Raw genomic sequence first — 11,414 nt, forward strand, 5'->3', positions numbered from 1 at the left:
CAGATGAGCGGCTTTCACGAAGTTCAGTTCCCGCCGGACATCTCCTACGGGGCGTCTGGCGGTCCCGGCTACTCGACCACCGTGGTGACGACGGTTTCGGGACACGAGCGGCGCAACGCGAACTGGGCCGCCGCACGGGGCAAATGGAACGTGGCGCACGGCCTGAAGAAACGCGATCAGGTGGCCGCCCTCATCGCCTTCTTTCGCGCGCGACGCGGGCGAGCCTACGGCTTCCGCTTCAAGGACTGGACCGACTACCAGGCGCTGGCCCAGCTGATCGGGCAAGGCGACGGCGCGAGCAAGACGTTTCAGCTCGTGAAGACCTACGCAAGCGGCGGCGAGGTCGAGACCCGGGTCATCACCAAGCCCGTTCCCGGAACGGTGAAGATCTACCGCAACGGCGCCGAGGCGGTCTCTGGCTGGAGCGTCAACACGGCGACCGGGCTCGTGACCTTCACCGTCGCCCCCGCATCCGGCGTCCAAGTGACGGCGGACTTCGAGTTCGACGTGCCCGTCCGCTTCGACAGCGATCAGATGGACCTCACGATCGAAACCTATCAGCTCGGCAGTTGGGGCCAGATCCCGGTACTGGAGATCAGACCATGAAATCGACCTCGGCGGCCCTCGCGGCGCACCTCGCCGGACCGGTGACGACGCTCGCCACCTGCTGGCGCATCTCGCGCATCGACGGCAAGGAGTTCTTCTTCACCGATCACGACCGGGATCTGCCGTTCGAGGGCAACGTCTACAAGGCGAGTTCCGGCTATTCGCGCACGGCCATCGCCAACGATGCGAGCCTGAGCGTCGACAATCTCGACGTCGAGGGCGTCTTCGACAGCGCGTCGATCACCGAAGAAGAGCTGCGCGCGGGTCTCTTCGATCAGGCCGAGGTGCGGATCTTCCTGGTCAACTGGGCGAACCCCGCCATGGGCGCTCTCCGGATGCGCCGCGGCTGGTTCGGCGAGGTTGTGCTGACCGAGCAAGGCATTTTCCGGACCGAACTGCGCGGCATGACCCAAGCGCTGCAGCAACGCATCGGCGAACTCTACAGCCCGGAATGCCGCGCCGATCTCGGAGATCATCGCTGCAAGGTGCCGGTCAATCCGCCAGAAATCGCCCGATCGACGGCGTACATCCTCGGTGACGTGGTGCGCGTGCGCACGACCGGCACGCCGGTCAGTTTCCCGCTGCCGGTCGTCAACGGCAGCTTCGAGGCGGATGGCGCCGGCGACGGCTCCAGCTTCACACCCACCGGATGGACGAAGGTGTCCGGCGCTTGGGACGTGCATGACGCCGGCAATGGCAGCCTGACGCCCGCGGCTGGCAGCTTCTACCTGGAAGGCGGAAGCTCGGCATCGGGGGAGCTGACCCAATCCATCGACCTAGTCGCATCGGGTCTGGATCCACTGCAGATCGACGGAGACGCCTACCGGCTGGACGCAGCAGTGAGCCGGGCGAATTCGTTCCCGGACGACTTGGGGCGAGTCGTCGTCGAAGCTCTGGACGGCTCGTCGAACCTGCTCTCAACCCTTCTCGACACGGGCTTCGAGGTGATCCTGCCCGAAGACAGCTGGGTTCAGCGGGGCATCTCGATGGCCCAGCTGCCGGTGGGAACCAGATTTCTCCGCTTCCGGCTCCTCCACCAGCTCGCGGCCGGCAGCCAGTCGAACGCGGCCTTCGACGCCGTCGTGGCGACGATCACGGACACGACGGCATCAGTACCGACTTCCGCGGATTTCGAGAACCGCGTCTATCGGTGCGTGACCGCCGGAACGACCGCGTCCGAGCCACCGAGTTTCGACACCAATGTCGGCGCGCAAACCGCCGATGGTGGCGCGGTTTTCGAGGCCGAGGACGCCTGGAGCCGGTCGGGCATCGTGACGGCAGTCACTGACCGGGCGGTCTTCAATGCCACGCTCGATGAACCACGAGCGGTTGATGGCTGGTTTGCTGGCGGTGTGCTGACCTGGGAGACCGGCGCCAATGCCGGTCGTTCCACCGAGGTCAAGGGCTGGACCCAAGGCAGCGGGCGGATCGAGCTGTTCCTGCCGATGGGATACGCGATCTCATCCGGCGACGCCTTCCGGGTTCATCCCGGCTGCGACAAGCGGCTCGACACCTGCATCGACCGCTTCGCCAACGTCCTGAACTTTCGCGGCGAACCCTACGTGCCGGGCCAGGATGCCATGATGAGCTATCCCGATGCACGCTGACCGCCCACCATCAGCGACCGCCACCGCGATCGGGGATCTGGCCGATGCGATTGTCGCCGAAGCGCGAACATGGCTGGGTGTTCCCTGGCGACACCAGGGGCGAAGCCGCGCCGGTGTTGATTGCGCGGGGCTCGTGGTCCTTGTCGCGCGGGCGCTCGAACTCGCCGACCACGACAGCACGGCCTATGGGCGCCGCGCGCAGGGACAGGGCTTCGTCGAGCACTTTCGCGGGCACATGGACGGCATTGCCGTCACACAAGCGAAGCCCGGTGACGTCCTCGTCTTCGCTGATCAGGCTTATCCCTGCCATTGCGGCTTTCTGACGGAACGGCTCGGACGGCCGCATCTCCTGCACGCGCACGCCACGCGCAGGCAGGTGATCGAGGAATCCTATGCCGGCGAATGGCCGGCCAAGATCAAGTTCGCATTTCGCTTTCGCTCTCCCGGATCCTGACCTCCCATGGCCATTCTCGTTGCAGTGGGCGGGGCCGCGCTCGGCTCCGCGGTCGGCGTCGGCTGGCAGGCCGGCTGGCTCGTCGGCTCGGTGGTCGGCAGCCTCTTGTTCCCGGCCAAGGGGCAGAACGTCACTACCGAGGGACCGCGCCTTGGCGACCTGACCGTTTCCTCGTCCGCCTATGGCGCAGCGATCGCCATCGGCTACGGCACCCTACGCATGGCCGGAAACATGATCTGGTCGTCCGGGATCCGCGAGCAGCAGAACGTCACCCGGACCCGCTCGGGCGGCAAGGGCGGCGGCGGAGCCACCCAGACCTCGGTCACGTATTCCTACTTCGCGTCCTTCGCCCTCAGCTTCGGCGAAGGGCCGGCCGAGGACGTGCTTCGGATCTGGGCGGACGGCAAACTCATCTACGACAAGACCGGCGCGAGCCCAGACGTCGCCAAACCCGACCTCAAGTTCCGGTTCCATTCGGGGACGGAGGATCAGCTGGCCGATCCGCTGATCGAAACGCACGTCGGCGCGGGCCGCGCGCCCGCCCATCGGGGTCTTGCCACCATCGTCTTCGAAGATCTGGCGCTCGCGGATTTCGGCAATCGCATCCCCAACATCACGGCTGAGATCACCTACCAGCGGGCGGCGCAGCAGCCCTACCAGCTGCTCGATTTCATCACGACGGGCGAAGGCGGATATTTCGGCACCTACCAGATCGACGACCTGGCCGTCGATTGGCGGCGCGGATACGGCTACTTCCTGGACAGCGACGTCAACGCCGCCGAGGCCGGGATCCGCCGCTTCAGCCTGCGGACCATGAAAGAAGACCGCCAGGCGCGGATGACGGACATAACGGGCGTCGCGCCGAACAACTTCCCGAGCACGCTGTTCTCCGGCGAGGATGGTCACCTCTATGTCGTGACCGGATCGAGCAACTCACGCCCGATCCTGCGCATCGAACCGAATGCCATCAAGGAAGTCGGCCGCTTCGGCTCCACCAGCAACGGCCTGACCAATTCAACCCTGCGGTTCGTCGCCACCACGTGGATGGGGATGGTCTCCGCCTACGGCCCCTCTGGCCGCGTCGACTTCGTTCTCACCGGATCGCTCTTCGACGACGTCGGACTCATCCGCGCCGACACCATGGGCTATGTCTGGGGCGCCGGGCAGAGCGTCACGGAGCCTCGCGTTCGGGGCGTCATTGGTGGTGCGGTCGGAGAAGGCTTCGGGGATGGCTGGATCCTCGGCAGCGGGACGAGCACGAACCATGGAAGCCTCGGCCTCTATCGCCTGCGGGTCTCGGCACTGGCAGGGTACGACAGCCTCATCGGTCAATCCCTCGGCGTCACCTTCGAGAAGGTTGCCACCTTCGCAGCCTCGGATCTAGAGAGCGGCGCCACTGGCTTCTACGGCAGCGCGGGCGGGCTCACCTACGATACGACCGACGACAGCGTCATCTTTCAGGCGCGCATCTCGAACGGGGGATCACCCGGCGCGATCTATACGCTGAAATGGCGCAGCGACACCGGCATCGTCTGGAAGACGGTCGTTCCGATCCAGATCAACTACGAAGGGCCTTACTACGGTCAGAGCCGGTTGCGCGGGCAGCGCTGGACGCTGATGCGGGGCACGCGCGTCATCCAGCTGGACACCGCCACGGGCGCTCTCGTTCTCAATGAGATCTGGCCGGGTGCGGTGAGCGAAGGCGGCGCTCAGGTCTACGATGCCGTCACCGACACGCATCTGGTCCGCGGCAGCCAGGGCTGGGCGAAGCTCTTCCTCAATCGCGGCGGCGGTGGTGGAGAGACGCTCTCCGGCATCGTCTCCGACCTTTGCGCCCGTGCCGGCCTTGGTCTGTCCGACATAGACGTCGCCGATCTCGGGGCGACGGTTCCCGGCTATGTCATCGGCCGGCAGACCACCGTGCGAGGCGCCGTCGAGCCGCTGGCGCAGGCCTATTTCTTCGACGCGGCAGAGAGCGACGACGCCCTGCGGTTCCGGACGCGGGGACGACCGCCCGCCGCGACCATCGATGCGGATCTTCTGCTGCCGCTAGACGAGCGCACGGGCGAGAGCTGGCGTGAGCGCCGCACGCAAGAGGTCGAACTGCCAGAACGGGTCAGCGTCGTCTACATGGACGCGCAAGCCGACTACCAGCAGGGCACTCAGAGCGAAAAGCGCACCTCCCTGCCGCTACCGACCATGCATTCGCGCAACCAGTCCAGCGTGGAGCTGGCCCTTGCGCTTGATGCGACGACGGCCAAGCAGATCGCAGCCAAGACGCTCTACAGCGCCTGGATCGAACGCAGCGCTTACGAAGCAGAGCTGCCAGCCGACTGGCTGCGCCTCGACCCGACCGATGTCGTGGACGTGGTCTTTGCCTCGGGCTCGACCTTCCGGACCCGCATCACCCGTCTCGACGTCGGGGCCGATTTCTCGCTCGCCGTGAAAGGGGTTTCGGAGGCTGCCGCCACCTACGTCTCCAACGTGGCTGCCGATGGCGGCTCCGGCAAACCGGTCCAAATCGTCGGCAGTCAGGCCGCCACGCGGCTGATCCTGCCGGATCTTCCGCTGCTGCGCGACACCGATGACACCGGCGGGTCGGGGTCGAGGATCTATTACCTCATGGGCGGCTTCGGTGGCCCGGGCTGGCCCGGCGCATCTCTCTACCGCAGCGCCGACGGAACGGCTTGGGCACAGGTCGGGCGATCCCTGAGCGAGGTGGCTTGGGGCGCCACGGCGAACCCGCTCGGCAGTCCGACGTCTCCGTTCGCGACCGATGAGACGAACAGCCTGACGGTGTTCATGACCACCGGCGGCGAACGGCTTGAGAGCGTCACACAGGACTCGATGCTCAGCGGCGCCAACGCGGCCCTTGTCCTCAAAGCCAACGGCGAGCCCGAGATCATCCAGTTCCGCGACGTGGCGCTGAACCCGGACGGCTCCTACACCCTGTCCGGGCTTTTGCGTGGCCGCCGTGGCACCGATGTCTTCGTGGACGGGCACGAGGCCGGCGAATTGTTTGTCCTCCTCGACCCCGACGATGTCGAGACCATGGTCACCTCGCTCGGCGATCTCGATCTCCCCCGGTCTTGGAGGGCGGTCGGCTTCGGCACGATCTTCGAGGATGCGGAAACATTGGTCACCAGCCATACCGGCCGAGATCTCAAGCCCTACGCGCCCTGGAACGTGCAGGCGGCTCTGACCGGCAGTCCGGCCAACATCAGCCTCTCTTGGGCCCGGCGGACCCGGATCGGTGGCGAGTTGAAGGACGGCACCGGCCTCGTGCCGCTCGGCGAGACCTCCGAGGCCTACGAGGTCGACATCCTCTCCGCCCCGGGCGGCGCGGCGAAGCGGACGCTCGCCGCGACGAGCCCAAACGTCGTTTACGCCAATGCCGACATCCTCGCCGACTTCGGTGTGGTTCCGTCGTCCCTGACCGTCGCCGTCTTCCAGATCAGCGCCGTCGCGGGCCGCGGCTTCCCGCGCACCGTCACTTTGGAGATCAACTGATGCCCAGCCCCAATCTGGCCGTGACCCATGTCGCGGCCGCCCAGAACCAGAAAGAGGTCACGATCAACGACGCGGTCGATGCCCTCGACAACGCCATGAACCAAGCACTGTCATTGGCGATGGCCGACGCCAACCTGACGCTGACTGGCACCCAGGCCAACCGGAACGGCCTGATCATCCTCACCGGTACGCTGACGGCATCCCGGACCCTGACGCTGCCCGCCAATCACCGGCGGCTGGCGATCCGAAACGCGACGAGTGGCGGCCAGGACGTCCGCGCCAAATATGCAGGTTCCGGCGCAGAGGTCGTCATCGTTCCGGGCGCGACGGTGCTGGTTCAGGGCAATGGCAGCGATCTCTACGGGGTCGGCGGTGGCGCTGGTGCATTGGGCGATCTCATCGACGTCTCCATCGCCGGCGCCGCCAACGGCGACGTCCTCCAGTTCGATGGTGCTGCGTGGGGCGCCACCGGTGTCGGCATCTTCAACCGCGCTCTGCTGCCCTTCCGGGGCGCGCTGCTGCGACGCTCGACCAATTTCAGCGTCGCAACGACGGGCGTCTACGTCGGCGTGCCATGGCAAAGCGCCGAGTACGACAGCGACGCATTCTGGGATGCCGGCCAGCCCACACGTCTGACCATTCCGGCCGGTGCCACCAAGGTCCGGATCGTCGGCAACATCGAGTGGCAGACCTCACCGACCAGCCAGCTGGTCGAGGTACGCAAGAACGGCAACAGCGTGCTGGGCGGTGGGTCCTTCATCGTGCGCGGCGACAGCGGCTACTCCAACCAGATGCGCAACCTGTCGAGCGCGGTTCTTCCGGTATCGGCGGGCGACTGGTTCGAGCTGGCGGTCTATGTCGGCACGGCCGGGGAGCTGCGCGGCCTTGAGCGCACGTGGCTGGCCATCGAGGTCGTCGAGACCGCGGATGCGGCCGATCCCCCGGCCGACATCAGCGGCTACAAGGCCGGGCAACCGGCAGCGGACGAGGTGATAGCGCGGGTGCCGTTGGCGCGACGCACCCGGCTGAAGATCGATCTTGCCGGAAGCCATGCCAGCGCCGAAGCCGCCGCAACCGCGAGTGCGGATTTCGACATCCGGGTCGACGGCGTGAGCAGCGCCACCATGCGCTTCGCCGCCGCCGCCACGAGCGCCACCTTCATCGCCGCCAGCGAAACCGTGCTGGAGCCCGGTCAGGTGCTCAGCGTGGTCGCGCCATCGACGCCCGACGCCACGCTCGCCGGGATCGGGTTCACGCTGGCCGGCACGCTGGTCCTCTGATCAATCCCGGATTGCGTCATGGACAAGGAACCAGAAAGCGGGGCGCTGATCGCGCTTCCGGCCGCTGAGTTTGAAGCCCTGCTGGAGCGCGCGGCCGAGACGGGCGCGCGGCGCGCCCTGCATGAGGTCGGTCTCGATGGCCACGATGCGGCCGAGGACATCCGCGATCTTCGCTCGTTGCTCGCGGGTTTCCGCCTCGCGAAACAGACGGCCGTCCAGACCGCCGTGCGGCTGATCACCACCGGCGTCCTGCTCGCCCTGATGGCCGGCATCGCCATCAAGCTGAAGCTCTTCGGACCGACGCCTTAGCCCATCTGCCCGACCCATCAGACCACCGCCCGCCCTCGTCGAGGAGCGGGCTTTTTTGTGCCTGGAGACCTGCCATGACGACAATGACCTACAAACACTGGCGCGACGTGCCCGAGCGCTCGTGGCGCTGGAAGAATTTCTCCCCCGCCGAGATCGCCTGCCGAGGCAGCGGCTCCCTGCGGATCAACGAAGATGCGCTCGACAAGCTCCAGGCGCTGCGCGATCGGCTTGGCAAGCCCCTCATCGTCCGTTCGGCCTACCGCAGTCCGGCGCATAACCGGGCCGTCGGCGGCGCGCCACGCTCGACGCACATGGACGGCACGGCCTTCGACATCGCCATGGCGAACCACGACCCGGTCGCCTTTGAGGCGGCGGCGCGAGAGGTCGGCTTCCTCGGGTTCGGTTTCTACCCGCGCTCCGACTTCATGCACATTGATCTCGGTCCTGCGCGGCAGTGGGGCGAACGCTTCCCGGTTCGGGCGACGGCGTTTGCCGCGGAAACGCTGCCGGCGCGCGAGGTGCTGGCCGACAGCCGCACGATGAAGGGTGGCGGCGCGGCCGGTGTGGCGACGCTCGGCGCCGCGGGTGTCGAGGTTGCGCAGAGCGTCCTGACGGACACCCAGTCCGCGATCCTGCCGCTCGTGCCCTACCTCGATACGCTGCGCTGGGTGTTCATCGCCTTAGCGCTCGCGGGCGTTGCCGTCACGATCTACGCGCGGCTTGATGACTGGAAGCGGGGGCGTCGATGATCGCCGCTCTGTTCACCGGGATCGCGGCCGCCCCGTGGATCCGGGCGGCCCTGCATTACGCGGCCATCGCACTCGCCGTCCTTCTGTTCTTGCTGGCCCTTCGGCGCTCCGGCGAGCGTGCGGGACGGCTGGCGGAACGCCTTGAAACCATGGAGAAGGCCAATGACGTCCAACGTCGGATGCTGGAAGCGGCGGCTCGCCGTCCTCGCGATCGCAGCGATCTCGCTGACCGGCTGCGGGACGGTTCGTTCTGAGGACGGCAGGCTCGCGACGTGCCCGCCCGTGGTCGAGTATGGCCGGGAGTTCAAGGTGCAGGCGGCGGAGGAGCTGGCCCTCCTGCCGGGAGGTTCGGTCATCGCTGAGATGCTGAGCGACTACGCGGTGATGCGGGAGCAAGCGCGAGTGTGCGATGGGTCGAGGGCATGGCGTTGACCGGCAGACGTCGCTACTCGACGACTGGATAAAATGGCTGCCCCCAGTCCTCCAAAAGGTTGTCCATCATTAGGGTCAGGACCCATTGATCATTGGCTTGCGGCATGATTCAGCCTCAGCAAGGAGACTGACCAATGAGCAACCTTTTCTGGCTGACGGAGGCGCAGATGGCGCGGCTCCAGCCCTTCTTTCCCAAGAGCCATGGCAAGCCGCGGGTCGATGACCGGCGCGTGCTGAGCGGGATAATCTTCATCAATCGCAACGGGTTGCGGTGGCGGGATGCGCCGAGGGAGTACGGCCCTCCCAAGACCCTCTACAACCGCTGGAAGCGGTGGAGTGACAAAGGGGTCTTCGCCCGGATGATGGATGGCCTGGCCGCCGAGGCCGCTGTTCCGAAGACGGTGATGATCGACGCGACTTACTTGAAGGCGCACCGCACGGCGACCAGCCTGCGGTCGAAAAAGGGGGCCCCGGCGACCTGCGCGGCCGTCTGATCGGCCGAACGAAGGGCGGCATGAACACCAAGCTGCATGCCGTCACCGACGCCGAGGGGCGCCCTCTCCGCTTCTCCATGACCGCCGGCCAGGTAAGCGATTACACCGGCGCCGCGGCCCTGCTGGGCAGCCTGCCAAATGCGGAGTGGTTGCTGGCCGACCGCGGTTATGATGCCGACTGGTTCCGAGAGGCGTTGAAAGACAAGGGGATAAAGCCCTGCATCCCGGGCCGGAAGTCACGCGGCAAGCCAATCAAGCATGACAAGCGCCGCTACAAACGCCGCAACCGGATCGAGATCATGTTCGGGCGACTGAAGGACTGGCGACGGATTGCTACCCGCTACGACAGGTGCCCGACGGTCTTCCTCTCCGCCGTCGCCCTCGCAGCAACAGTCATGTTCTGGCTATGACGCGAGAACGAGTCCTGACCCTAACGTGGGCAGGACCATCACGTTACGTTTTTGCATGATCGATTGCATTGAGTTTCCTTTCGCATTTTCTTTCTGCCTCGCCAAAACGGGGCAATCCGCTGTCAGTCCTACCAAAAAACAGGACATGAAGACCAACCGATTTTTCACTTGAAGCTCTAGTTGCTGTAGGTGCTATGTCGATCTGAACTGTCCGAATCCCGAGGTCCGTTCATGCCGTCTGATATCCACCGCCATGATGATACCGACGCTCCGCAGGCATCCGGCGACGGCTGCTGCGAAGGCAGTCGAAGCTGTGGCGACGTCGCTCCAGTGACGCCCGCGCCGTATGCCGGGCGCAGCTTTCAGGTTTCAGGCCTCGATTGCGCCGAGGAGGTCGCGATCCTGAACAAGGTGGTCGGCCCGAAGATCGGCGGGGCGGAGCATCTCGCGTTCGACGTGATCAATGGACGGATGACCATCCTCGACAGCGCAATGCAGGTATCGGACGGCGAAGTTGCAGAACTGGTGGCAAGCACCGGCATGACCGCCAAGCCCTGGGATGCCGAAAACGCGTCGGTCGACCAGGCGGCCCATCTTGCACGACAGCGGCTGTTTACGGCGCTCAGCGGCGGCTTCTGGGCCGCGGGATTCCTGTGGCACATCATCGAGACCGGCATGGGCGGGGCGCTCGGCCTTTTCGCGGGGCACGGCGAAGCGCCGATGCCGCTGGTCGAGGCAGGGCTGTTCGCGGTTGCGATCCTGTTCGGTGTCTGGCTCGTGGCACCCAAGGCATGGTCGTCCGCTCGGCGGCTGTCGCCGGACATGAACCTGCTCATGGTTGTCGCCGTGGCCGGTGCCATCGGGCTTGGCGAATTCTTCGAGGCGGCGACGGTCGCGTTCTTCTTCTCGCTCTCGCTCTACCTCGAAAGCTGGAGCGTCGGGCGTGCAAGGAATGCGGTCTCGGCGCTCTTGGATCTTGCACCACCGACGGCGCGCGTGATCCGCGAAGACGGAAGCGAGGCCGACGTTCCGGCGGCTCAAGTCGCCGTAGGCGCAAGCTTCATAGTACGCGGTGGCGACCGTATCCCGCTGGATGGTGAGGTGACGGACGGCGCGGGCGCGGTCGATCAGGCGCCAATCACCGGAGAGAGTGCGCTGGTCACAAAGGAACGAGGCGACGAAGTCTATGCCGGCACGATCAACGGCGAAGGCACATTGACGGTGCGCGCCACGAAGGCCGCCTCGGACACCGTCTTGGCCAAGATCATCCGCATGGTCGGCGACGCCCATGCCCGCCGCGCGCCGGTGGAGCAATGGGTGGCGAAGTTCGCCCGCATCTACACGCCTATCGTCATGGCTCTCGCCATTGCAATTGCCCTGCTGCCGCCGCTCATTTTGGGTGGGGCCTGGGATTATTGGTTCTACAATGCACTCGTGCTGCTGGTGATCGCCTGCCCGTGTGCTCTGGTCATCTCGACACCGGTCTCCATCGTCGCTGCACTCACCGCCTCTGCGCGGGCCGGGGTGCTGATCAAGGGTGGTGCATATGTTGAGGCACCGGGC

10 protein-coding genes are annotated in these 11,414 nt (G+C 66.0%); all 10 read left to right on the top strand.

Annotated features, from left to right (window positions below; all coding sequences use genetic code 11):
* The first annotated feature begins 3 nt into the window (after positions 1 to 3).
* Complete coding sequence (locus B3D39_RS05750) at positions 4 to 606, top strand: DUF2460 domain-containing protein (RefSeq protein ID WP_286789491.1); 603 nt, start codon at positions 4 to 6, stop codon at positions 604 to 606.
* A complete protein-coding gene (locus B3D39_RS05755; protein ID WP_286789492.1) occupies positions 603 to 2,213 on the top strand; it encodes a DUF2163 domain-containing protein in 1,611 nt (536 codons plus the stop codon). The genes B3D39_RS05750 and B3D39_RS05755 overlap by 4 nt, the downstream gene beginning before the upstream one ends.
* The gene (locus B3D39_RS05760) at positions 2,203 to 2,667 is read left to right on the top strand and encodes a C40 family peptidase (protein ID WP_286789493.1); all 465 of its coding nucleotides are present in this window, start codon (positions 2,203 to 2,205) and stop codon (positions 2,665 to 2,667) included. Before B3D39_RS05755 ends, B3D39_RS05760 begins: the two co-directional genes overlap by 11 nt.
* 6 nt (positions 2,668 to 2,673) lie before the next feature.
* Positions 2,674 to 6,177, top strand: coding sequence for a phage tail protein (locus B3D39_RS05765; protein WP_286789494.1), 3,504 nt, complete (start codon positions 2,674 to 2,676; stop codon positions 6,175 to 6,177).
* Positions 6,177 to 7,457, top strand: a complete 1,281-nt coding sequence (locus B3D39_RS05770; RefSeq protein ID WP_286789495.1) for a hypothetical protein — start codon at positions 6,177 to 6,179, stop codon at positions 7,455 to 7,457. The genes B3D39_RS05765 and B3D39_RS05770 overlap by 1 nt, the downstream gene beginning before the upstream one ends.
* 18 nt (positions 7,458 to 7,475) lie before the next feature.
* Positions 7,476 to 7,766, top strand: coding sequence for a DUF6127 family protein (locus tag B3D39_RS05775; RefSeq protein ID WP_286789496.1), 291 nt, complete (start codon positions 7,476 to 7,478; stop codon positions 7,764 to 7,766).
* Between the two features lie 74 nt (positions 7,767 to 7,840).
* Complete coding sequence (locus tag B3D39_RS05780; RefSeq protein ID WP_286789497.1) at positions 7,841 to 8,515, top strand: YcbK family protein; 675 nt, start codon at positions 7,841 to 7,843, stop codon at positions 8,513 to 8,515.
* The gene (locus B3D39_RS05785) at positions 8,512 to 8,769 is read left to right on the top strand and encodes a hypothetical protein (RefSeq protein WP_008889357.1); all 258 of its coding nucleotides are present in this window, start codon (positions 8,512 to 8,514) and stop codon (positions 8,767 to 8,769) included. The genes B3D39_RS05780 and B3D39_RS05785 overlap by 4 nt, the downstream gene beginning before the upstream one ends.
* 312 nt (positions 8,770 to 9,081) lie before the next feature.
* Positions 9,082 to 9,851, top strand: a protein-coding gene (locus B3D39_RS05790; protein WP_414717972.1) for an IS5 family transposase whose coding sequence is annotated in 2 segments (ribosomal slippage) — positions 9,082 to 9,400 and positions 9,400 to 9,851 — 771 coding nt in all. Because the reading frame shifts where the segments join, the coding sequence is not laid out codon by codon here.
* A gap of 231 nt (positions 9,852 to 10,082) precedes the next feature.
* Positions 10,083 to 11,414: heavy metal translocating P-type ATPase (locus B3D39_RS05795; protein ID WP_286789498.1), on the top strand; the 1,332-nt coding region annotated here is incomplete at its 3' end.

The sequence above is a fragment of the Thioclava sp. UBA3469 genome (genome assembly GCF_002378135.1).
Classification (GTDB): domain Bacteria; phylum Pseudomonadota; class Alphaproteobacteria; order Rhodobacterales; family Rhodobacteraceae; genus Thioclava; species Thioclava sediminum.